The organism is Streptomyces sp. NBC_01352 (genome assembly GCF_036237295.1).
Taxonomy (GTDB): Bacteria; Actinomycetota; Actinomycetes; order Streptomycetales; family Streptomycetaceae; genus Streptomyces; species Streptomyces plumbiresistens.
Genome location: NZ_CP108354.1, coordinates 8899523 through 8921888 on the forward strand (window position 1 = coordinate 8899523; position 22366 = coordinate 8921888).

19 protein-coding genes are annotated in these 22366 nt (G+C 70.9%); 16 read left to right on the top strand and 3 right to left on the bottom strand.

The genetic code is table 11. The features are described from left to right. Positions 1-16 precede the first annotated feature (16 nt). On the bottom strand, positions 17-520 hold the full coding sequence (gene bldD, locus OG252_RS40890; RefSeq protein ID WP_266443037.1) for a transcriptional regulator BldD: 504 nt from the start codon (positions 518-520) through the stop codon (positions 17-19). Positions 521-773: 253 nt separating this feature from the next. On the opposite strand from bldD, the gene pyrR reads away from it, so the two are divergent. The 14 genes from pyrR to OG252_RS40960 all read left to right on the top strand — a co-directional run bounded on the left by pyrR (position 774) and on the right by OG252_RS40960 (position 17382). Further along, complete coding sequence (gene pyrR / locus OG252_RS40895; RefSeq protein WP_266443040.1) at positions 774-1343, top strand: bifunctional pyr operon transcriptional regulator/uracil phosphoribosyltransferase PyrR; 570 nt, start codon at positions 774-776, stop codon at positions 1341-1343. A 96-nt stretch (positions 1344-1439) separates the two neighbouring features. After that, positions 1440-2417, top strand: a complete 978-nt coding sequence (locus OG252_RS40900) for an aspartate carbamoyltransferase catalytic subunit (protein ID WP_266443043.1) — start codon at positions 1440-1442, stop codon at positions 2415-2417. 5 nt (positions 2418-2422) lie between these two features. After that, on the top strand, positions 2423-3709 hold the full coding sequence (locus OG252_RS40905) for a dihydroorotase (RefSeq protein ID WP_266443046.1): 1287 nt from the start codon (positions 2423-2425) through the stop codon (positions 3707-3709). Continuing rightward, the gene (locus OG252_RS40910) at positions 3706-4272 is read left to right on the top strand and encodes a PH-like domain-containing protein (RefSeq protein WP_266443049.1); all 567 of its coding nucleotides are present in this window, start codon (positions 3706-3708) and stop codon (positions 4270-4272) included. Before OG252_RS40905 ends, OG252_RS40910 begins: the two co-directional genes overlap by 4 nt. After that, positions 4269-5426 carry a glutamine-hydrolyzing carbamoyl-phosphate synthase small subunit gene (gene carA, locus OG252_RS40915; RefSeq protein ID WP_266443052.1) on the top strand — a complete coding sequence of 386 codons (1158 nt, stop codon included), beginning with the start codon at positions 4269-4271 and terminating at the stop codon, positions 5424-5426. The genes OG252_RS40910 and carA overlap by 4 nt, the downstream gene beginning before the upstream one ends. Beyond that, complete coding sequence (gene carB / locus OG252_RS40920; protein WP_329342510.1) at positions 5419-8727, top strand: carbamoyl-phosphate synthase large subunit; 3309 nt, start codon at positions 5419-5421, stop codon at positions 8725-8727. Before carA ends, carB begins: the two co-directional genes overlap by 8 nt. A gap of 63 nt (positions 8728-8790) precedes the next feature. Continuing rightward, positions 8791-9897 carry a quinone-dependent dihydroorotate dehydrogenase gene (locus OG252_RS40925; protein WP_266443057.1) on the top strand — a complete coding sequence of 369 codons (1107 nt, stop codon included), beginning with the start codon at positions 8791-8793 and terminating at the stop codon, positions 9895-9897. Further along, positions 9894-10736, top strand: a complete 843-nt coding sequence (gene pyrF / locus OG252_RS40930) for an orotidine-5'-phosphate decarboxylase (protein ID WP_266443060.1) — start codon at positions 9894-9896, stop codon at positions 10734-10736. Before OG252_RS40925 ends, pyrF begins: the two co-directional genes overlap by 4 nt. A 277-nt stretch (positions 10737-11013) precedes the next feature. Then, a complete protein-coding gene (locus tag OG252_RS40935; RefSeq protein WP_003977346.1) occupies positions 11014-11337 on the top strand; it encodes an integration host factor in 324 nt (107 codons plus the stop codon). Positions 11338-11397: 60 nt separating this feature from the next. After that, positions 11398-11991 (top strand): guanylate kinase, encoded by a 594-nt coding sequence (gmk, locus tag OG252_RS40940; protein WP_266443062.1) that lies wholly within the window; start codon positions 11398-11400, stop codon positions 11989-11991. 53 nt (positions 11992-12044) lie between these two features. Continuing rightward, complete coding sequence (gene rpoZ, locus OG252_RS40945; protein WP_003988945.1) at positions 12045-12317, top strand: DNA-directed RNA polymerase subunit omega; 273 nt, start codon at positions 12045-12047, stop codon at positions 12315-12317. Positions 12318-12440: 123 nt separating this feature from the next. Then, positions 12441-13643, top strand: coding sequence for a bifunctional phosphopantothenoylcysteine decarboxylase/phosphopantothenate--cysteine ligase CoaBC (gene coaBC, locus OG252_RS40950; protein ID WP_266443065.1), 1203 nt, complete (start codon positions 12441-12443; stop codon positions 13641-13643). Positions 13644-13882: 239 nt separating this feature from the next. Then, the gene (gene metK, locus OG252_RS40955) at positions 13883-15091 is read left to right on the top strand and encodes a methionine adenosyltransferase (RefSeq protein ID WP_266443068.1); all 1209 of its coding nucleotides are present in this window, start codon (positions 13883-13885) and stop codon (positions 15089-15091) included. A gap of 137 nt (positions 15092-15228) precedes the next feature. Next, complete coding sequence (locus OG252_RS40960; RefSeq protein WP_329342514.1) at positions 15229-17382, top strand: primosomal protein N'; 2154 nt, start codon at positions 15229-15231, stop codon at positions 17380-17382. A 176-nt stretch (positions 17383-17558) separates the two neighbouring features. Here the strand turns inward: OG252_RS40960 and OG252_RS40965 are convergent, their stop codons facing one another. Then, positions 17559-18101: a hypothetical protein gene (locus OG252_RS40965; protein ID WP_266443071.1), complete on the bottom strand. Its 543-nt coding sequence runs from the start codon at positions 18099-18101 to the stop codon at positions 17559-17561. A gap of 328 nt (positions 18102-18429) precedes the next feature. Here OG252_RS40965 and fmt point away from each other — a divergent pair, with 328 nt between their 5' ends. Both fmt and OG252_RS40975 read left to right on the top strand, forming a co-directional pair. After that, positions 18430-19362, top strand: coding sequence for a methionyl-tRNA formyltransferase (gene fmt, locus OG252_RS40970; protein WP_329342516.1), 933 nt, complete (start codon positions 18430-18432; stop codon positions 19360-19362). Positions 19363-19423: 61 nt separating this feature from the next. Further along, entirely contained in the window at positions 19424-20851 is a 1428-nt protein-coding gene (locus OG252_RS40975; protein WP_329342518.1) for an RsmB/NOP family class I SAM-dependent RNA methyltransferase, read from the top strand. 63 nt (positions 20852-20914) lie between these two features. Here OG252_RS40975 and argG read toward each other — a convergent pair whose 3' ends face one another. After that, the gene (gene argG / locus OG252_RS40980) at positions 20915-22360 is read right to left on the bottom strand and encodes an argininosuccinate synthase (RefSeq protein ID WP_266443083.1); all 1446 of its coding nucleotides are present in this window, start codon (positions 22358-22360) and stop codon (positions 20915-20917) included. Positions 22361-22366 lie beyond the last annotated feature (6 nt).

Sequence of the window (22366 nt, forward strand, 5' to 3'; positions counted from 1 at the left end):
TCAGGTGAGAAGCGGCTCAGTTGTCCTCGTGGGAGGCCACCGCACGGCGCGCGTCCGCGTCCAGCACGCCCCAGCTGATCAGCTGCTCGGTGAGGACCGAGGGCGACTGGTCGTAGATGACGGCGAGTGTGCGCAGGTCGTCCTGACGGATCGAGAGCACCTTGCCGTTGTAGTCACCGCGCTGGGACTGGATGGTGGCGGCATACCGCTGGAGGGGACCCGCCTTCTCGGCCGGCACGTGGGCCAGCCGCTCCAGGTCGAGGACCAGCTTCGGCGGCGGCTCGGCGGCCCCGCCCGGCGTGGTGCCCGGCAGCAGCTCCTGCACCGGAACGCCGTAGAAATCCGCCAGCTCGGCAAGTCGCTGCACGGTCACGGCGCGGTCGCCGCGCTCGTACGAACCGACCACGACGGCCTTCCAACGACCCTGGGACTTCTCCTCGACACCGTGGAGGGAAAGGCCCTGCTGGGTGCGGATGGCCCGGAGCTTGGCCCCGAGCTGTTTGGCGTATTCGCTGGACATATAGCTCCCCGGACACTGTGTCGACGCGACTGGGTTGTTTCCATGCCGCGCGGCTGGTAACTCACTGTGAGGTTACGCAGCGTTACTCTGCCGCGTCAAGCCGAATGGTCCGCACCGACTCTTCCGTGGTACCGGTGGCCCGTTGGGCCAAGGGGGTGATCAGGGACGTCGCTCCGGCCTGCTACCGTGGATGGCGCAAATCCGACGTCCTTTAAGGTCCGTCCCGTGAGGCGGAGAAGGAGGTCCGTTTCTTATGGACACTCAAGCGTCCGATGCAAGGCCAGTGCTCGAAGGCCCTGACATCGCGCGGGTACTGACCCGCATCGCCCACGAGATCGTCGAGCGCGCCAAGGGCGCCGACGACGTGGTGCTCCTCGGCATTCCCACCCGGGGCGTCTTCCTCGCCCAGCGGCTCGCCGCCAAGCTCGAGGAGATCACCGACCGCAAGATCCCGGTCGGCTCCCTCGACATCACCATGTACCGCGACGACCTGCGCATGCACCCGCCGCGTGCGCTGGCCCGCACCGACATCCCCGGTGACGGCATCGACGGCAGGCTGGTCGTCCTCGTCGACGACGTGCTCTTCTCCGGCCGCACCATCCGAGCCGCCCTCGACGCCCTGAACGACATCGGGCGCCCCCGCGCGGTCCAGCTCGCGGTCCTCGTCGACCGGGGCCACCGCGAACTGCCCATCCGCGCCGACTACGTCGGCAAGAACCTCCCCACGTCGCTGCGGGAGACGGTCAAGGTCCAGCTCGCCGAGGAGGACGGTCGCGACACCGTGCTGCTCGGTGTGAAGACCTCCCCGACGCGCGAGCCGTAGCCGCACTCGGTCGTACGTCCCCGACGTCCCCGAGTGCGCCCCCGCACGCCCGCGCGCGAAATCTCCCGACCTGAACTGCCTTACGGAGCCTGACAGATGCAGCGTCATCTCATCTCGGCCGCCGACCTCACCCGCGACGACGCCGTCCTGATCCTCGACACCGCCGAGGAGATGGCCCGGGTCGCCGACCGGCCGATCAAGAAACTGCCGACCCTGCGCGGCCGAACCGTCGTCAACCTCTTCTTCGAGGACTCCACCCGGACCCGGATCTCCTTCGAGGCCGCCGAGAAGCGCCTGTCCGCGGACGTCATCAACTTCTCCGCCAAGGGGTCGAGCGTGTCCAAGGGCGAGTCCCTGAAGGACACCGCCCAGACCCTCGAAGCCATGGGCGTGGACGCCGTCGTCATCCGGCACGGCGCCTCCGGAGCCCCGTACCGCCTCGCCAACTCCGGCTGGATCGACGCGGCCGTGATCAACGCCGGTGACGGCACCCACCAGCACCCGACGCAGGCCCTGCTGGACGCCTTCACCATGCGCCGCCGGCTCGTCGGGCGGGACGCCGGGATCGGGCAGGACCTCGCCGGCAAGCGGATCACGATCGTCGGCGACATCCTGCACAGCCGGGTCGCCCGCTCCAACGTCGACCTGCTGCACACCCTCGGTGCCGAGGTCACCCTGGTCGCCCCGCCCACCCTGGTGCCGGTCGGCGTCGAGACCTGGCCCTGCGAGGTCTCCTACGAGCTGGACAGCACCCTTTCCAAGTCCGACGCGGTGATGATGCTGCGCGTCCAGCGCGAGCGCATGAACGCGGCGTTCTTCCCGACCGAGCGCGAGTACGCGCGGCGCTACGGCCTCGACGGCGAGCGCATGGCGAAGATGCCCGAGCACGCCATCGTGATGCACCCCGGTCCGATGGTCCGCGGCATGGAGATCACCGCCGAGGTCGCCGATTCCGACCGCTGCACCGTCGTCGAGCAGGTCGCAAACGGAGTCTCCGTCCGGATGGCCGTCCTGTACCTGCTCCTGGGCGGCAACGAGCCCGCCGTCAGCCACACCCGTACCGAGGAGAAGTAAGACAGATGAGCAAGATCCTGATCCGTGGTGCGAAGGTGCTCGGCGGCGAGCCGCAGGACGTGCTGATCGACGGCGCGACCATCGCCGAGGTGGGTGTCGGTCTGTCGGCGGAGGGCGCCGAGGTCGTCGAAGCCGGCGGCAAGGTGCTGCTGCCGGGTCTGGTGGACCTGCACACCCACCTGCGCGAGCCCGGCCGCGAGGACTCCGAGACCGTGCTGACCGGCACGCGGGCGGCCGCCTCCGGGGGCTACACCACCGTGTTCGCCATGGCCAACACGTTCCCGGTCGCCGACACCGCCGGTGTGGTCGAGCAGGTCTACCGGCTCGGCCAGGAGCACGGCTACTGCGACGTGCAGCCCATCGGTGCCGTCACCGTCGCCCTGGAGGGCCGCAAGCTCGCCGAGCTGGGCGCGATGCACGAGTCGGCCGCCGGCGTCACCGTCTTCTCCGACGACGGCAAGTGTGTCGACGACGCCGTGATCATGCGCCGGGCGCTGGAGTACGTGAAGGCCTTCGGCGGGGTCGTCGCCCAGCACGCGCAGGAGCCGAGGCTGACCGAGGGCGCCCAGATGAACGAGGGCATCGTCTCCGCCGAGCTGGGTCTCGGCGGCTGGCCGGCGGTGGCCGAAGAATCGATCATCGCCCGGGATGTCCTGCTCGCCGAGCACGTCGGCTCCCGCGTCCACATCTGCCACCTGTCGACCGCGGGCTCGGTGGAGATCGTCCGCTGGGCCAAGTCCCGCGGTATCGACGTCACCGCCGAGGTCACCCCGCACCATCTCCTCCTCACGGATGAGCTGGTGCGTACCTACAACCCGGTCTTCAAGGTCAACCCGCCGCTGCGTACCGAGCGCGACGTGCTCGCCCTGCGTGAGGCCCTCGCGGACGGCACGATCGACATCGTGGCCACCGACCACGCCCCGCACCCGCACGAGGACAAGGACTGCGAGTGGGCCGCGGCCGCCATGGGCATGGTCGGCCTGGAGACCGCGCTGTCGGTGGTCCAGGAGACGATGGTCGACACCGGGCTCCTCGACTGGGCCCAGGTCGCCGACCGCATGTCCGTCAAGCCCGCACAGATCGGACAGGCCAAGGGGCAGGGCCGTCCCGTCTCGGCAGGTGAGCCCGCCAACCTCACGCTCGTCGACACGGAATACCGTGGGTCCGTGGACCCCGCGGGCTTCGCCTCGCGCAGCCGCAACACCCCCTACGAGGGTCGCGAGCTGCCGGGCCGTGTCACGCACACGTGGCTCCGGGGCAAGGCCACGCTCGTCGACGGGAAGCTCACGTGACACCTGTAATTCTGCTGGCCGCCGAGAAGGAATCGGCTCAGGTCACCGACTGGGCCGCCCGCATCGGCTGGCTCGTCGGACTCGCCCTCTTCGTCGCGCTCGTCTACTGGCTGATGCGCGAGGGCTGGAAGTGGCGCGGCACGCTCCAGGGCGACCTGCCCGAGCTGCCCACCGCGCCGCAGGAGCCCGGTGAGGCCACACTGACGATGAGCGGCCGCTACCACGGCTCCACCACCGCCGGGCAGTGGCTCGACCGCATCGTGGCGCACGGCCTGGGCACCCGCAGCCGGGTCGAGCTCACGCTGACGGACGCGGGACTGGATGTCGTACGGCCAGGAGCGACGGATTTCTTCGTCCCTCTCGAGGCGCTGCGCGAGGCCCGGCTCGACAAGGGCATCGCCGGCAAGGTGCTGACCGAGGGCGGGCTGCTCGTCGTGACCTGGGCGCACGGCGAGCGGCTGATCGACTCCGGGTTCCGGTCCGAGCGCGCGGCCGAGCACAACGCGTGGGTCGACGCCATCAACTCCATGATCAACAAGACGGAAACGGAAGGCGCACGATGACGACCTCCACAAGGGGAGCCGCCAAAACTCCCGCGGTACTCGTCCTGGAGGACGGCCGGATCTTCCGCGGCCGTGCCTACGGGGCCGTGGGGGTGACCTTCGGCGAAGCGGTGTTCTCCACCGGCATGACCGGCTACCAGGAGACCCTCACCGACCCGTCGTACCACCGCCAGGTCGTTGTGATGACCGCCCCGCACGTCGGCAACACCGGCGTCAACGACGAGGACCCCGAGTCGAAGCGGATCTGGGTCGCCGGATACGTGGTGCGCGACCCCGCGCGCGTGCCGTCCAACTGGCGCTCCCGCCGCACCCTCGACGAGGAGCTGGCCGCGCAGGGCGTCGTCGGTATCTCCGGCATCGACACGCGCGCCCTGACCCGCCACCTGCGTGAGCGCGGCGCCATGCGCGTCGGCATCTTCTCCGGCAACGCGTTGCCGGACGACGGCACCATGCTCACCGAGGTGCGCCAGGCCCCCGAGATGAAGGGCGCGAACCTCTCCGCGGAGGTCGCCACCAAGGAGACGTACGTCGTTCCCGCGATCGGCGAGAAGAAGTTCACCGTCGCCGCCGTCGACCTCGGCATCAAGGGCATGACCCCGCACCGCATGGCCGAGCGCGGCATCGAGGTGCACGTGCTGCCCGCCACGGCGAGCGTCGAGGAGGTCTACGCCGTCCGGCCCGACGGCGTGTTCTTCTCCAACGGACCCGGCGACCCGGCCACCGCCGATCATCCGGTCGCCCTGATGCAGGCGGTCCTGGAGCGCGGCACCCCGCTGTTCGGCATCTGCTTCGGCAACCAGATCCTGGGCCGCGCGCTCGGCTTCGGCACCTACAAGCTGAAGTACGGCCACCGCGGCATCAACCAGCCGGTGCAGGACCGTTCCACCGGCAAGGTCGAGGTCACCGCGCACAACCACGGCTTCGCCGTCGACGCCCCGCTCGACAAGGTCTCCGACACCCCGTTCGGCCGCGCCGAGGTGTCCCACGTGTGCCTCAACGACAACGTGGTGGAGGGGCTGCAGCTCCTCGACCGACCGGCCTTCAGTGTCCAGTACCACCCCGAAGCGGCAGCCGGCCCGCACGACGCCGCCTATCTGTTCGACCGCTTCACGTCTTTGATGAGCACAGTCCTGATGGAGGGCCAGCGTGCCTAAGCGCACCGATATCCAGTCCGTCCTGGTCATCGGCTCCGGCCCGATCGTCATCGGCCAGGCCGCCGAGTTCGACTACTCCGGCACCCAGGCGTGCCGTGTGCTCAAGGCCGAGGGCCTGCGCGTCATCCTGGTCAACTCCAACCCGGCGACGATCATGACCGACCCGGAGATCGCCGACGCCACCTACGTCGAGCCGATCACCCCGGAGTTCGTCGAGAAGATCATCGCCAAGGAGCGGCCGGACGCGCTGCTGCCCACCCTGGGCGGCCAGACGGCCCTCAACACCGCGATCTCCATGCACGAGCAGGGGGTGCTGGAGAAGTACGGTGTCGAGCTGATCGGCGCCAACGTCGAAGCCATCAACAAGGGCGAGGACCGCGACCTCTTCAAGGGTGTCGTCGAGGCCGTCCGCGAGAAGATCGGGCACGGCGAGTCCGCCCGGTCCTACATCTGCCACTCGATGGACGACGTGCTCAAGGGCGTCGAGCAGCTCGGCGGCTACCCGGTCGTGGTCCGCCCCTCCTTCACCATGGGCGGCGCCGGCTCCGGCTTCGCCCACGACGAGGAGGAGCTGCGCCGCATCGCCGGCCAGGGCCTCACGCTCTCCCCGACCACCGAGGTGCTCCTGGAGGAGTCCATCCTCGGCTGGAAGGAGTACGAGCTGGAGCTGATGCGCGACAAGAACGACAACGTGGTGGTCGTCTGTTCCATCGAGAACTTCGACCCGATGGGCGTCCACACCGGTGACTCGATCACCGTCGCGCCCGCGATGACGCTCACCGACCGTGAGTACCAGCGCCTGCGCGACATCGGCATCGCGATCATCCGCGAGGTCGGCGTCGACACCGGCGGCTGCAACATCCAGTTCGCGGTGAACCCCGTCGACGGCCGCATCATCGTCATCGAGATGAACCCGCGGGTGTCGCGCTCCTCGGCCCTCGCGTCGAAGGCCACCGGCTTCCCGATCGCCAAGATCGCCGCCAAGCTGGCCGTCGGCTACACCCTCGACGAGATCCCGAACGACATCACGGAGAAGACCCCGGCCTCCTTCGAGCCGACCCTCGACTACGTGGTCGTGAAGGCCCCGCGCTTCGCCTTCGAGAAGTTCCCGAGCGCCGACTCCACGCTGACCACGACCATGAAGTCGGTCGGCGAGGCCATGGCGATCGGCCGCAACTTCACCGAGGCCTTCCAGAAGGCCCTGCGCTCGCTGGAGAAGAAGGGCTCGCAGTTCACCTTCGTCGGCGAGACGGGCGACAAGAATGAGCTCCTGGAGGCTTCGGTCCGCCCGACCGACGGCCGGATCAACACGGTCATGGAGGCGATCCGCGCCGGTGCCACGCAGGAGGAGATCTTCGAGTACACGAAGATCGACCCCTGGTTCGTGGACCAGCTGTTCCTGATCAGGGAGATCGCGGACGAACTCGCCGCCGCCGAGCGTCTGGTCCCCGAGCTGCTCGCCGAGGCCAAGCGGCACGGCTTCTCCGACCAGCAGATCGGCGAGATCCGGGGCCTGCGCGAGGACGTCGTGCGCGAGGTGCGGCACGCGCTGGGCGTGCGCCCGGTGTACAAGACGGTCGACACCTGCGCCGCCGAGTTCGCCGCGAAGACGCCGTACTTCTACTCCTCCTACGACGAGGAGAGCGAGGTCGCCCCGCGCGAGAAGCCGGCCGTCATCATCCTGGGCTCCGGCCCGAACCGCATCGGCCAGGGCATCGAGTTCGACTACTCCTGCGTCCACGCCTCCTTCGCGCTGAGCGACGCCGGGTACGAGACCGTGATGGTCAACTGCAACCCGGAGACCGTCTCCACGGACTACGACACCTCCGACCGCCTGTACTTCGAGCCGCTGACGCTGGAGGACGTGCTGGAGATCGTCCACGCGGAGGCGCAGGCCGGCCCGATCGCGGGCGTGATCGTGCAGCTCGGCGGCCAGACCCCGCTGGGCCTCGCGCAGGCGCTCAAGGACAACGGCGTACCGGTCGTCGGCACGCCCCCCGAGGCCATCCACGCCGCCGAGGACCGCGGCGCCTTCGGGCAGGTCCTCGCGGAGGCGGGGCTGCCGGCGCCCAAGCACGGCACCGCCACCACCTTCGCGGGCGCCAAGGCCATCGCCGACGAGATCGGCTACCCGGTCCTGGTGCGGCCCTCGTACGTCCTCGGCGGGCGCGGCATGGAGATCGTGTACGACGAGACCCGGCTGGAGTCGTACATCGCCGAGTCGACCGAGATCAGCCCCTCCCGGCCGGTCCTGGTCGACCGCTTCCTCGACGACGCGATCGAGATCGACGTCGACGCCCTCTACGACGGCGAGGAGCTCTACCTCGGCGGTGTCATGGAGCACATCGAGGAGGCCGGCATCCACTCCGGCGACTCGGCGTGCGCCCTGCCCCCGATCACGCTGGGCGGCTTCGACATCAAGCGCCTGCGGGCCTCCACGGAGGCCATCGCCAAGGGCGTCGGCGTCCGCGGCCTGATCAACATCCAGTTCGCGATGGCGGGCGACATCCTCTACGTCCTCGAAGCCAACCCGCGTGCCTCCCGCACCGTCCCCTTCACCTCGAAGGCGACCGCGGTGCCGCTGGCGAAGGCCGCCGCCCGGATCTCGCTGGGCGCGACGATCGCCGAACTGCGCGCGGAGAGGCTGCTTCCGGCGAAGGGCGACGGCGGCGAGCTCCCGTTCGACGCGCCGATCTCCGTCAAGGAAGCCGTCATGCCGTGGTCGCGCTTCCGTGACATCCACGGGCGGGGCGTCGACACGGTCCTCGGCCCCGAGATGCGCTCCACCGGCGAGGTCATGGGCATCGACTCCGTCTTCGGCACGGCGTACGCCAAGTCGCAGGCCGGGGCCTACGGTCCGCTGCCGACCAAGGGCCGCGCCTTCATCTCGGTCGCCAACCGCGACAAGCGGTCGATGATCTTCCCGGCGCGCGAACTGGTCGCCCACGGCTTCGAACTGCTCGCCACCTCCGGCACGGCCGAAGTCCTCAAGCGCAACGGCATCAACGCCAGGGTCGTGCGCAAGCAGTCCGAGGGCACCGGCCCGAACGGCGAGAAGACCATCGTCCAGCTCATCCACGACGGCGAGGTCGACCTCATCGTCAACACCCCGTACGGCACCGGTGGCCGCCTCGACGGCTACGAGATCCGTACGGCGGCCGTGGCGCGGTCCGTGCCGTGTCTGACGACCGTCCAGGCGCTCGCGGCGGCCGTCCAGGGCATCGACGCCCTCAACCACGGAGACGTGGGCGTCCGTTCGCTCCAGGAACACGCGGAACACCTGACCGCGGCCCGCGACTAGCAGCCCTGAGGGGGACACCGGAAGGTGTCCCCCTCTTCATGAGGACCCCAGAGGACTCTCGCGATGTACAAGCTCTTCTTCCGTCTGGTCTTCCAACGGATGGACCCCGAGAAGGCCCATTACCTGGCCTTCCGCTGGATCCGGCTCGCCGTCCGGATCCCCGTGCTGCGGACGTTCGTCGCCGCGGCCCTCGCGCCCCGCCACGAGGAGCTGCGCACGCAGGCCTTCGGGCTGCGGATGCACGGCCCCTTCGGGCTGGCCGCCGGCTTCGACAAGAACGCCGTCGCCATCGACGGCATGACGATGCTCGGCTTCGACCACGTCGAGATCGGCACGGTCACGGGGGAGCCGCAGCCCGGCAACCCCAAGAAGCGGCTGTTCCGCCTCGTGCGGGACCGCGCGCTGATCAACCGCATGGGCTTCAACAACGAGGGCTCCCTGGCCGTAGCCGCCCGCCTGGCCTCCCGTACGCCCGTCTTCAGGACGGTCGTCGGCGTCAACATCGGCAAGACCAAGGTCGTCCCCGAGGAGGAGGCCGTCCTCGACTACGTGAAGTCGACCGAGCGGCTGGCGGCGTACGCCGACTACCTGGTCGTGAACGTGTCGTCGCCGAACACGCCGGGGCTGCGCAGTCTGCAGGCGGTCGACCAGTTGCGGCCCCTGCTGAGCGCCGTCCGCGAGGCCGCCGACCGTACGGTGACCTCGCGCCGCGTCCCGCTCCTGGTGAAGATCGCGCCCGACCTCGCCGACGAGGACGTCGACGCGGTCGCCGACCTGGCCGTGGAGCTCGGACTGGACGGGATCATCGCCACCAACACCACCATCGCGCGCGACGGCCTCGGTCTGACGTCGGAGGCCGGCCTGGTGAAGGAGACCGGGGGGCTGTCCGGAGCACCCCTGAAGGCACGCTCCCTGGAGGTGCTGCGGCGCCTCTACGCGCGCGTGGGCGACCGGATCACCCTCGTGGGTGTCGGCGGCATCGAGAACGCCGAGGACGCCTGGCAGCGCATCCTGGCGGGCGCCACCCTCGTGCAGGGATACAGCGCCTTCGTCTACGAGGGCCCCTTCTGGGCCCGAGCCATCCACAAGGGACTCGCCGCACGCCTGCGGACGAGCCCGTACGCCACCCTCGCCGACGCGGTCGGCGCCGACGTGAGGAAGACGGGATGACTCTGGAGCCCTTCGGCGCACGCCTGCGCCGGGCGATGGACGAGCGCGGTCCCCTGTGCGTCGGCATCGACCCGCATGCCGCCCTGCTCACCGAGTGGGGTCTGAACGACGACGTGGCGGGCCTGGAGCGGTTCAGCCGCACGGTCGTCGAGGCGATGGCCGACCGGGTCGCCGTCCTCAAGCCGCAGAGCGCGTTCTTCGAGCGCTTCGGGTCGCGCGGTGTCGCCGTCCTGGAGAAGTCGGTCGCCGAGGCGCGGCAGGCCGGCGCGCTGGTCGTGATGGACGCCAAGCGCGGCGACATCGGCTCGACCATGGCCGCGTACGCCGAGTCCTTCCTCCACAAGGACGCCCCGCTCTTCTCGGACGCGCTGACCGTCTCGCCGTACCTCGGCTACGGGTCGCTCCAGCCGGCCGTGGAGCTGGCCAAGGAGAGCGGCACCGGTCTGTTCGTGCTGGCGCTGACCTCCAACCCGGAGGGCGGCGAGGTCCAGCACGCCGTCCGCGCGGACGGTCGCAACGTCGGAGCGACGATGCTGGCCCACCTGGCCGCCGAGAACGCGGGGGAGGGGCCCCTGGGCTCCTTCGGGGCGGTCGTGGGCGCCACGCTCGGCGATCTGTCCTCGTACGACCTCGCCATCAACGGTCCGCTGCTGGCGCCCGGGATCGGTGCGCAGGGTGCCACTCCGGCAGATCTTCCCGGCGTTTTCGGCGCGGCCGTGCGCAACGTCGTGCCGAACGTCAGCCGAGGTGTGTTGCGGCACGGTCCCGACGTGGTCGCTCTGCGTGTCGCCGCGGACCGCTTCGCGGAGGAGATCAGGGCCGTGGTGGCGGCTGCCTGAGGCTCCCCGCTGACTCGCTTGAGTCATCCGATGAGTGGTCCGAGGCAGACTTGAGTCTGAATACATCCTCAAATCCGGGGCAGTATGTCTGAAATGTCCGGCCTGACGGAGGCTGACCAGGACTTTTCCGCTGTTCTCGCTGACTCTGGCGCACTTGGCCGCTAGTCTCCGACGAGAGTGAACGGGCAAGCGTGTTGCTCGTAGCTCCCCAGGTGTGGGGCGACTAGGTTCCTCACCGGTCCGTATCCGACAGTTCGACATCCGAGGTGACGTAGGCGTGGCTCTTCCGCCCCTTACCCCTGAACAGCGCGCAGCCGCGCTCGAAAAGGCCGCCGCGGCTCGCCGGGAGCGGGCCGAGGTCAAGAATCGACTCAAGCACTCCGGCGCCTCCCTGCACGAGGTCATCAAGCAGGGCCAGGAGAACGACGTCATCGGCAAGATGAAGGTCTCCGCGCTACTTGAGTCCCTGCCTGGCGTGGGCAAGGTCCGCGCCAAGCAGATCATGGAGCGACTCGGCATCTCCGAGAGCCGCCGTGTGCGCGGCCTCGGTTCCAACCAGATCGCCTCCCTGGAGCGTGAGTTCGGCAGCACGGGCTCCTGATCCCGGGTACTCCGGGCAAGGTAGTCCCGGGCACTCCGGGATTGCTGGAATAATCGCTGCATGGCTGCAACATCCCGGGGGACGACCCCCGAGCCCCCGGACGTACGTCCGCGGCTGACCGTGCTCTCCGGCCCCTCCGGGGTCGGCAAGAGCACGGTCGTCGCTCATATGCGCAAGGAACACCCAGAGGTCTGGCTCTCGGTGTCGGCGACGACCCGCAGGCCCCGCCCCGGCGAGAAGCACGGAGTCCAGTATTTCTTCGTCACCGACGAGGAGATGGACAAGCTGATCGCCAACGGCGAGCTGCTGGAGTGGGCCGAGTTCGCCGGCAACCGCTACGGCACGCCGCGTGCGGCCGTGCTGGAGCGCCTGGAGGCGGGCGAGCCCGTGCTCCTGGAGATCGATCTCCAGGGTGCCCGGCAGGTCCGCGAGTCCATGACGGACGCCCAACTGGTGTTCCTGGCTCCCCCCTCCTGGGAGGAGCTCGTACGCAGGCTCACCGGGCGGGGCACCGAACCGCCCGAGGTGATCGAGCGCCGTCTGGACGCGGCGAAGGTCGAACTGGCGGCCGAGCCGGAGTTCGACGAGACCCTGGTCAACACCTCCGTCGAGGATGTCGCTCGTGAGCTGCTATCTTTGATGGATGTTGTGTGATCACGACTGATGTGATCACGACCGATCTTTTCCCATCCATCGGAAGGTAGAGCGTGTCCTCTTCCATCTCCGCGCCCGAGGGCATCATCAACCCGCCGATCGACGAGCTTCTCGAGGCCACGGACTCGAAGTACAGCCTCGTGATCTACGCGGCCAAGCGGGCCCGCCAGATCAACGCGTACTACTCGCAGCTCGGCGAGGGCCTCCTCGAGTACGTCGGTCCGCTCGTGGACACCCATGTCCACGAGAAGCCGCTGTCGATCGCCCTGCGCGAGATCAACGCGGGTCTGCTGACGTCCGAGGCCGTCGAGGGCCCGGCGCAGTAGTATTTTCAGCTTGCGGTTAGCTTTTCCACAGGCCCGGCAGCGCGACTGCCGGGCCTGTGGTGTGTGATGGAGCCGTGTACGGCGGAGCCGCGGCGTACGTTTTCCGAGGTGCGGGGAGAGACGGTGGACAAGCCGAAGGTCGTTCTGGGCGTCAGCGGTGGCATCGCCGCGTACAAGGCCTGTGAGCTGCTGCGCAGACTGACCGAGTCCGGGCACGACGTCCGGGTGGTGCCGACCGCCTCCGCCCTGCACTTCGTCGGCGCCGCCACCTGGTCCGCCCTCTCCGGCCACCCGGTCTCGACCGAGGTGTGGGACGACGTGCACGAGGTCCCGCACGTCCGCATCGGACAGCACGCCGACCTGGTGATCGTCGCCCCGGCCACCGCGGACATGCTCGCCAAGGCCGCCCACGGCCTCGCCGACGACCTCCTCACGAACACCCTCCTCACCGCCCGCTGTCCGGTCGTCTTCGCGCCCGCCATGCACACCGAGATGTGGGAGCACCCGGCCACCCAGGAGAACGTGGCGACACTGCGCCGTCGGGGTGCCGTGGTCATCGAGCCGGCCGTCGGTCGCCTCACCGGCGTCGACACGGGCAAGGGCCGGCTGCCCGAGCCCGCCGAGATCTTCGAGGTCTGCCGCCGGGTGCTGGCCAGGGGCGTGACGGAACCGGACCTCGTCGGCCGACACGTCGTCGTCAGCGCCGGCGGCACCCGCGAACCCCTCGACCCGGTGCGCTTCCTCGGCAACCGCTCCTCCGGCAAGCAGGGCTACGCCCTCGCCCGCACCGCCGCCGCCCGGGGCGCCCGGGTCACGCTGATCGCCGCGAACACCGGCCTGCCCGACCCGGCGGGCGTGGACGTCGTCCCGGTCGGGACGGCCGTACAGCTGCGCGAAGCGGTACTGAAGGCCGCCGCGGACGCCGACGCGGTCGTCATGGCCGCCGCGGTGGCCGACTTCCGGCCCGGGACGTACGCGGCCGGGAAGATCAAGAAGAAGGACGACCAGGAACCGGATCCCATCGTCCTCGTACGGAATCCGGACATCCTCGCGGAGATCTCGGCCGACCGGGCCCGCCCCGGCCAGGTGGTCGTCGGATTCGCCGCCGAGACGGACGACGTGCTGGCCAACGGCCGTACGAAGCTGCGCCGCAAGGGATGCGACCTCCTCGTGGTGAACGAGGTGGGGGAGCGCAAGACGTTCGGCTCGGAGGAGAACGAGGCCGTGGTGCTCGGCGCCGACGGCAGCGAGACCCCGGTCCCGCACGGACCCAAGGAAGCCCTGGCCGAAACCGTGTGGGACTTGGTGGCCGAACGCCTGAACTGAGTGTTCCCTTCGGCTCAAGGATCGTCGACGCCTCGCAGATTGGGGCGTGGCGCCCCTGGCCAAGCCCGCTCGGAATTGGGCAGAATGCCCGTGCCGCAGGTCACAGCACTCCCGAGAGGCGAGACAGGGGGGCGGGTGGCCGAGTGCGACCGATAAACTGTTCTCGGACGACGCCGGGCGCAGCCCCCGTCCCGTCCGCCAATGATCAGCCAGCAGCCGCTGCAACCCCAGGGAGCGTTGTGTCCCGTCGCTTGTTCACCTCGGAGTCCGTGACCGAGGGCCACCCCGACAAGATCGCTGACCAGATCAGCGACACCATCCTCGACGCGCTCCTGAAGGAGGACCCGACCTCCCGGGTCGCCGTCGAGACGCTGATCACGACCGGCCTGGTGCACGTCGCCGGCGAGGTCACCACCAAGGCCTACGCACCCATCGCGCAGCTGGTGCGCGACAAGATCCTGGAGATCGGCTACGACTCCTCGAAGAAGGGTTTCGACGGCGCCTCCTGCGGCGTGTCGGTGTCCATCGGCGCGCAGTCCCCGGACATCGCGCAGGGCGTCGACACCGCCTACGAGTCCCGGGTCGAGGGGGACGACGACGAGCTGGACCGCCAGGGCGCCGGCGACCAGGGCCTGATGTTCGGTTACGCGTGCGACGAGACGCCCACGCTGATGCCGCTGCCGATCTTCCTCGCGCACCGGCTGTCCAGCCGTCTGTCCGAGGTCCGCAAGAACGGCACCATCCCCTACCTGCGCCCCGACGGCAAGACGCAGGTCACCATCGAGTACGACGGCGACAAGGCCGTCCGCCTCGACACGGTCGTGGTCTCCTCGCAGCACGCGTCGGACATCGACCTGGAGTCGCTGCTCGCCCCCGACATCCGCGAGTTCGTCGTGGAGCCGGAGCTGAAGGCGCTGCTCGACGACGGCATCAAGCTGGACACCGAGAACTACCGCCTCCTGGTGAACCCGACCGGCCGCTTCGAGATCGGCGGCCCGATGGGCGACGCCGGCCTGACCGGCCGCAAGATCATCATCGACACGTACGGCGGCATGGCCCGCCACGGCGGCGGCGCCTTCTCCGGCAAGGACCCGTCCAAGGTGGACCGTTCGGCGGCGTACGCGATGCGCTGGGTCGCCAAGAACGTCGTCGCCGCGGGCCTCGCCACCCGCTGCGAGGTCCAGGTCGCGTACGCGATCGGCAAGGCCGAGCCGGTCGGCCTGTTCGTGGAGACCTTCGGCACGGCCAAGGTCGACACCGACCGGATCGAGAAGGCGATCGACGAGGTCTTCGACCTCCGCCCGGCCGCCATCATCCGCGACCTCGACCTGCTCCGCCCGATCTACGCCCAGACGGCGGCGTACGGCCACTTCGGCCGCGAGCTGCCCGAGTTCACCTGGGAGAAGACGGACCGGGTGGACGCGCTGCGCAAGGCTGCGGGGCTCTAGAACCACCTGTTGTTTCGCGCGAGGCCCGGTTCCCCGGCGGGGGGCCGGGCCTCGCGCGCGTTCGGGCAGGGTGGGGCATCCAGTGGGGAGAGCTCGGGCGCCGTCGGATGTCAGTGGTGTTTGGTAAGAATGCAAGGGTGAGCAGCGAGAACGGGTCGGTGGACGGTGGGGCCGAGGGGGCGCCGCCCGAGCAGCTTGCGCTTATTCGGGAGAGTGTGCGGAAGGCGAAGGCGCCGCGGGCGAAGCCGCGGACGTGGCGGGGGGCCGCGCTCGCCAAGGAACTGCCCGTTGCCCGGGTGCTGGTGGACAAGGGTGTGCTGCACCTTGATCGGTACTTCGATTACGCCGTGCCGGAGGAACTGGATGCCGACGCGCAGCCGGGGGTGCGGGTGCGGGTGCGGTTCGGGGCCGGGCGGCATCGGGTGCGGGACGGGCGGCGTGAGGGCGGCGGGCTGATCGACGGGTTTCTCGTCGAGCGGCTTGCCGAGTCGGACTACTCAGGGCCCCTTGCCGCGCTGGCCCAGGTGGTGTCGCCCGAGCCGGTGCTCAGTGCGGAGTTGCTGGGGCTGGCTCGTGCGGTCGCCGATCGGTACGCCGGGAGTCTCGCCGACGTGCTGCAGCTCGCCGTGCCGCCGCGCAGCGCGCGGGCCGAGCAGCGGCCGTCGCCCGCGCCGCTGCCACCGCCGAGCGCCCCCGAGGCGGGGTCCTGGGGGCGGTACGAGCACGGCGCCGCGTTTGTCGAGGCGCTGGCCTCCGGGGGTTCGCCGCGGGCCGTGTGGAACGCGTTGCCCGGGTCGGAGTGGAGCGAGGAGCTGGCGCGGGCCGTGGCGGCCACGCTGGCCTCCGGGCGCGGTGCGCTGGTCGTGCTGCCGGACGGGCGGGCGGTCGCTCGGGTCGACGCCGCGCTGACGGCGTTGCTGGGGGAGGGGCGGCATGCCGTGCTCACCGCCGATGCCGGGCCGGAGAAGCGGTATCGGGAGTGGCTGGCCGTGCGGCGGGGGGCGGTGAAGGCGGTCATCGGGACGCGGGCCGCCATGTTCGCGCCCGTTCAGGATCTCGGCCTGGTCGCCGTCTGGGACGACGGCGACGACAGCCACAGCGAGCAGCACGCGCCCCAGCCCCATGCGCGAGAGGTGTTGTTGCTGCGGGCCGCACTGGACAAGTGCGCTTTTCTGCTGGGGAGTTGGAGCTGCACCGTCGAGGCGGCGCAGCTCGTGGAGAGTGGGTGGGCCCGGCCGATCGTCGCCGGGCGGGAGCAGGTGCGGGCCACCGCTCCGCTGGTCCGGACCGTCGGCGACGGCGATCTCGCGCGGGACGAGGCCGCCCGGGCCGCCCGGCTGCCCACCCTCGCCTGGCAGGTCGTCAGAGAGGGACTGCGGCACGGGCCGGTGCTCGTGCAGGTGCCCCGGCGGGGTTACGTACCGCGGATGGCGTGCGCCAACTGCCGGGCGCCCGCGCGCTGTCGGCACTGCGCCGGTCCCCTGGAGGGGCAGGAGTCCGGGGCCGCGCTGCGCTGCGGCTGGTGCGGGCGTGACGAGGGTGGCTGGCACTGTCCGGAATGCGGTGCGTTCCGGCTGCGGGCGCAGGTCGTGGGCGCGCGGCGGACCGCGGAGGAGCTCGGGCGGGCGTTCCCGGCCGTGCCCGTGCGGACCTCCGGGCGTGAACAGGTGCTGGACACCGTGGCGTCCGCGCCCGCACTGGTGGTGAGTACACCGGGGGCCGAGCCCGTCGCCGAGGGCGGGTACGCGGCCGCGCTGCTGCTGGACGGCTGGGCCATGCTCGGGCGGCCCGATCTGCGCGCCGGCGAGGACGCGTTGCGGCGGTGGATCGGGGCGGCGGCGCTGGTACGGCCGCAGGGTGCGGGGGGCACGGTCGTGATCGTCGCCGAGCCCACGTTGCGGCCCGTGCAGGCCCTGGTGCGGTGGGACCCGGTCGGCCATGCGGTGCGGGAGCTCGCCGAGCGGGCCGAGCTGGGATTTCCGCCGGTGTCACGGATGGCGGCCGTGTCGGCACCCGCGGAGGCGCTCGCCGAGTTTCTGGGGGCGGTGGAACTGCCTTCGGAGGCCGAGGTGCTGGGGCCTGTTCCGGTGCCCGTCACGACCGCCGGGCGCCCGCGGCGCGTAGGGGCGCCGCCTCCCGGGGAGCACTGGGAGCGGGCGCTGATCCGGGTGCCGCCGGGGACGGGGGCGGCGCTGGCGTCCGCGTTGAAGGCCGCGCAGGCGGCGCGGATGGCGCGCGGGGGCGGGGAGGCGGCGGTTCGGGTGCGGATCGACCCGCCTGACATCGGCTGACCCCGCCTGTCATCGGTTGACGCCGCGGGTCATCGACTGACCCCGGCTGATGTCGGCTGACCCCGGCCGATGTTGGCTGACCCGGGCCGATGTCGGCTGAGGGGGCCGCCACGGCCCGTGACATGCGGCTGCCCTCCCGGATGCGCCGGGAGGGCAGAGATGGGGTGGGGCAGGCGTCAGCCGTTGCGCGGGGCCGGGAACGCCGTCGGCCTGGCCTCGTCGCGGAGGGACGGGCTGCCTGCCGTCGGCTGCGTCGGCATCGAGCGGGCGGCGGGGACCGTGGGCACGGCGGAGATGCCGGTGCCCACGTTGACCGGGTGCGGAGCCGCGGGCTCCGTGGTCCGCTCGGGCTCGGTCGCCGTCTGGGCCGTGGCGCGGCGGGCGCCGTAACGGCGGTGCACGGCCTGCTTGGTGACTCCGAGGGCGGAACCCACCGCGTCCCACGAGAAGCCGAGCGAGCGGTCGAAGTCCACGGCGGCCGTGACCAGGGTCTCGACACTGTCCCGCAGTTCCTGGGCGAGACGGACCGTCGGGGCGGGGGCGCGTCCGTACACGACGAAGCCCGTGGAAGGGCCGGAGCGGCGCGGGCGGTAGACGTTGCCCAACTGGGCGGTGAGCGTACGCAGTGCGTCCACCTGCCGGCGGACCCGCTCGATGTCCCGCACCAGCAAGTGCAGGCTGGCCCGAGCCTGGGCGTCGTGGGTTGCGTGGTCGGCCATGAACAAGCCTCTCGAACCGGCGATGAAAAGGATCGGGCCGCGCGCGATGTGCGGCCCGTTGTGGTCAACTCCGTCTTGACCAACGCGTGGGCGCGCCGCTGGTCACGCACCGGGGGCGTATGGGCATATGCGTGCGCCGGGGGTGGGGGGATTTGCGCCTCGGCCTCCGGCCTCGGCTTGGTCTCCCACCCTCGCACCACCCGTTTCCAGTTGGATGAAAGGTGGGCCTCTCCTGTGGGGGTGATCGCCGTCGGCGGCCGTTCCGTGCGTGGTCATAGACTTGGGCGTTGCCCGTGTCCCACCCCGCCCGAGAGGCCCTATCCCACCCATGAAGCTCGTCTTCGCCGGTACCCCCGAGGTCGCCGTTCCCGCTCTGGACGCTCTGCTCGCCTCCGGGCGGCACGAGGTGGCCGCTGTTGTCACGCGGCCCGACGCGCCGGCCGGTCGTGGGCGGAGGCTGGTCGCGTCCCCCGTCGCCGAGCGGGCCGAGGAGGCCGGGATCGAGGTGCTGAAGCCCGTCAGGCCGCGGGATCCGGAGTTTCTGGAGCGGCTGCGCGAGATCGCCCCGGACTGCTGTCCCGTCGTCGCCTACGGTGCCCTGCTGCCCCGCGTCGCCCTCGACGTCCCCGCCCACGGCTGGGTCAACCTGCACTTCTCGCTGCTGCCCGCCTGGCGCGGAGCCGCGCCCGTGCAGCACGCCATCATGGCGGGCGACGAGATCACCGGAGCCTCGACCTTCCTGATCGAGGAGGGGCTCGACTCCGGGCCCGTCTACGGGACGGTCACCGAGGAGATCCGGCCCACCGACACCAGCGGGGACCTGCTGACCCGGCTCGCCTTCGCGGGCTCCGGGCTGCTCGCCGCGACCATGGACGGGATCGAGGACGGCGCGCTGAAGGCCGTACCGCAACCCGCCGAGGGCGTCACCCTCGCCCCGAAGATCACCGTCGAGGACGCCCAGGTGGAGTGGGCGACCCCGGCGTTGCGGGTGGACCGGGTGGTGCGCGGGTGCACGCCGGCGCCCGGCGCCTGGACCGTCTTCCGGGGGGAGCGGCTCAAGCTCATCCAGGTCCGGCCCGTGCCCGAGCGGACCGACCTGGCTCCCGGCGCGCTGTCCGTCGGCAAGAACGACGTCCACGTCGGCACGGGGTCGTACGCCGTGGAGCTGCTGTGGGTGCAGGCCCAGGGCAAGCGGCCGATGAAGGCCGCCGACTGGGCGCGCGGAGTGCGCATCGCAGAGGGCGAGGCCCTCGGCGCGTGAGGCGGGGGCCCGCGGACTTACGCTGGGTGCGTATCCACCTCTGAACCCGGAGCACCTTTTCGTGAGCGACCAACCCCGTCGGCCCCGCCCCGCAGGCAAGCCCTACCGTCGGCCCCAGAAGGACCCCGTCCGCTTCCTCGCCTTCGAGGCGTTGCGGGCCGTGGACGAGCGGGACGCGTACGCCAACCTCGTCCTGCCGCCGCTGCTGCGCAAGGCGCGGGAGAAGGAGGGACCCGACAAGTTCGACGGGCGGGACGCGGCGCTCGCGACCGAGCTGGTGTACGGGACGCTGCGGCGCCAGGGGACGTACGACGCCGTCATCAAAGCCTGTATCGACCGGCCGCTGCGCGAGGTCGACCCGCCGGTGCTCGACGTGCTCAGCCTCGGTGTGCACCAGCTGCTCGGGACGCGGATCCCGACGCACGCCGCCGTGTCCGCGTCCGTCGAGCTGGCCCGGGTGGTGCTCGGCGACGGGCGGGCCAAGTTCGTCAACGCCGTGCTGCGGAAGGTCGCGCAGGACGACCTCGCCGGATGGATCGCGAAGGTCGCGCCCCCGTACGACGAGGACCCCGAGGACCACCTCTCCGTGGTGCACTCGCACCCCCGCTGGATCGTCTCCGCGCTCTGGGACTCGCTCGGAGGCGGGCGCGCCGGCATCGAGGAACTGCTCGAGGCGGACAACGAGCGGCCCGAGGTGACCCTCGTCGCCCGGCCGGGCCGGTCCACCACCGACGAACTCCTTCAGGAGGAGGCGGCAGCGGCGGGGCGCTGGTCGCCGTACGCCGTGCGGCTGGCCGAGGGCGGCGAGCCCGGCGCGATCGAGGCCGTACGGGAAGGCCGCGCGGGGGTGCAGGACGAGGGCAGTCAGCTCGTCGCGCTGGCCCTGGCCAACGCGCCCCTCGAAGGGCGTGACGAGAAGTGGCTCGACGGGTGTGCCGGACCCGGCGGCAAGGCCGCGCTGCTGGGCGCACTCGCCGCCGGGCGCGGGGCCTTCCTGCTGGCCTCCGAGAAGCTGCCGAAACGGGCCGGGCTCGTCGCCAAGGCCCTCGACGGGAACCCCGGGCCCTACCAGGTCATCGCCGCCGACGGGATCCGGCCGCCGTGGCGGCCCGGTTCCTTCGACCGGGTGCTGATGGACGTGCCGTGCACCGGGCTCGGCGCCCTGCGGCGGCGGCCCGAGGCCCGGTGGCGCAGGCGGCCCGAGGACCTCGAGGGGTTCGCGCCGCTCCAGCGCGGCCTGCTGCACACCGCACTCGACTCCGTGCGGGTCGGCGGGGTCGTCGGCTATGCCACCTGCTCGCCGCATCTCGCCGAGACCCGGGCGGTCGTCGACGACGTGCTCAAGCAGCGCCCCGAGACCGAACTCCTGGACGCGCGGCCTCTGTTGCCCGGCGTACCGGACCTCGGCGAGGGTCCCGACGTACAGCTGTGGCCGCATCGGCACGGGACCGACGCCATGTATCTGGCCCTCATCCGCAGGACCGGCTGACGGCCGGGTGACGCGAGAAGGCCGGCTCGACACCGAGCCGGCCTCCTGCGTCCGTGCGGTCGGTCAGTCCGTGCCGGACTCCATCGCGGCGCGGTCCAGCATCTGGTCGTCGTCGGAGACCTCGCCGCGGGAGGCGATGGCCTCGGCGCCGCCCTCCGGCATCGTGCCGATCAGGCCGGTCGCGGCCGCCTGGGCGGCACCGATCGCGGTGTTGGCGGTGCCGATCAGGCCGAGTCCGGCGTACTGCTCCAGCTTGGCGCGCGAGTCGGCGATGTCGAGGTTGCGCATGGTGAGCTGGCCGATCCGGTCCACCGGGCCGAACGCCGAGTCCTCGGTGCGCTCCATGGACAGCTTGTCCGGGTGGTAGCTGAACGCGGGGCCCGTGGTGTCGAGGAGCGAGTAGTCCTCACCGCGCCGCAGCCGCAGCGTCACCTCGCCGGTGACGGCCGTGCCGACCCAGCGCTGCAGCGACTCGCGCACCATCAGCGCCTGCGGGTCCAGCCAGCGGCCCTCGTACATCAGCCGGCCCAGGCGCCGTCCCTCGTTGTGGTACTGGGCGAGGGTGTCCTCGTTGTGGATCGCGTTGACCAGGCGTTCGTACGCCGCGTGGAGCAGAGCCATGCCGGGCGCCTCGTAGATGCCGCGGCTCTTCGCCTCGATGATCCGGTTCTCGATCTGGTCCGACATGCCCATGCCGTGGCGGCCGCCGATGGCGTTGGCCTCCATCACCAGGTCGACGGGGGAGGCGAACTCCTTGCCGTTGATCGTCACCGGGCGGCCCTGGTCGAAGCCGATCGTCACGTCCTCGGTGACGATCTCGACCTCGGGGTCCCAGAACCGCACGCCCATGATCGGCTGCACGGTCTCCACGCCGGTGTCCAGGTGCTCCAGGGTCTTGGCCTCGTGGGTGGCGCCCCAGATGTTGGCGTCGGTGGAGTAGGCCTTCTCGGTGCTGTCGCGGTAGGGCAGGTCGTGGGCGAGCAGCCACTCCGACATTTCCTTGCGGCCGCCGAGCTCGGTCACGAAGTCCGCGTCCAGCCAGGGCTTGTAGATCCTGAGGTGCGGGTTGGCGAGCAGGCCGTACCGGTAGAACCGCTCGATGTCGTTGCCCTTGAAGGTCGAGCCGTCGCCCCAGATCTGTACGTCGTCCTCGAGCATCGCCCGGACCAGGAGGGTGCCCGTGACGGCGCGGCCCAGCGGCGTGGTGTTGAAGTAGGCCCGCCCGCCCGAGCGGATGTGGAACGCCCCGCAGGTGAGCGCGGCCAGGCCCTCCTCGACCAGCGCGGCGCGGCAGTCGACCAGGCGGGCGATCTGGGCGCCGTAGGTCTTCGCGCGGCCCGGCACCGAGGCGATGTCGGGCTCGTCGTACTGGCCGATGTCGGCGGTGTAGGTGCACGGGACGGCGCCCTTGTCGCGCATCCACGCGACCGCGACCGAGGTGTCGAGCCCGCCCGAGAAGGCGATGCCGACGCGCTCGCCGGCGGGAAGGGAGGTGAGGACCTTAGACATAGGAAG

Excerpts from the sequence above, each read along its gene's own strand:
- argG (WP_266443083.1), bottom strand. The coding sequence starts at position 22,360 with ATGTCTAAGGTCCTCACCTCCCTTCCCGCCGGCGAGCGCGTCGGCATC.
- OG252_RS40965 (WP_266443071.1), bottom strand. The coding sequence starts at position 18,101 with ATGGCCGACCACGCAACCCACGACGCCCAGGCTCGGGCCAGCCTGCAC.
- pyrF (WP_266443060.1), top strand. The coding sequence starts at position 9,894 with ATGACTCTGGAGCCCTTCGGCGCACGCCTGCGCCGGGCGATGGACGAG.
- pyrR (WP_266443040.1), top strand. The coding sequence starts at position 774 with ATGGACACTCAAGCGTCCGATGCAAGGCCAGTGCTCGAAGGCCCTGAC.
- OG252_RS40905 (WP_266443046.1), top strand. The coding sequence starts at position 2,423 with ATGAGCAAGATCCTGATCCGTGGTGCGAAGGTGCTCGGCGGCGAGCCG.
- OG252_RS40900 (WP_266443043.1), top strand. The coding sequence starts at position 1,440 with ATGCAGCGTCATCTCATCTCGGCCGCCGACCTCACCCGCGACGACGCC.
- fmt (WP_329342516.1), top strand. The coding sequence starts at position 18,430 with ATGAAGCTCGTCTTCGCCGGTACCCCCGAGGTCGCCGTTCCCGCTCTG.
- bldD (WP_266443037.1), bottom strand. The coding sequence starts at position 520 with ATGTCCAGCGAATACGCCAAACAGCTCGGGGCCAAGCTCCGGGCCATC.
- carA (WP_266443052.1), top strand. The coding sequence starts at position 4,269 with ATGACGACCTCCACAAGGGGAGCCGCCAAAACTCCCGCGGTACTCGTC.
- gmk (WP_266443062.1), top strand. The coding sequence starts at position 11,398 with ATGGCTGCAACATCCCGGGGGACGACCCCCGAGCCCCCGGACGTACGT.
- OG252_RS40925 (WP_266443057.1), top strand. The coding sequence starts at position 8,791 with ATGTACAAGCTCTTCTTCCGTCTGGTCTTCCAACGGATGGACCCCGAG.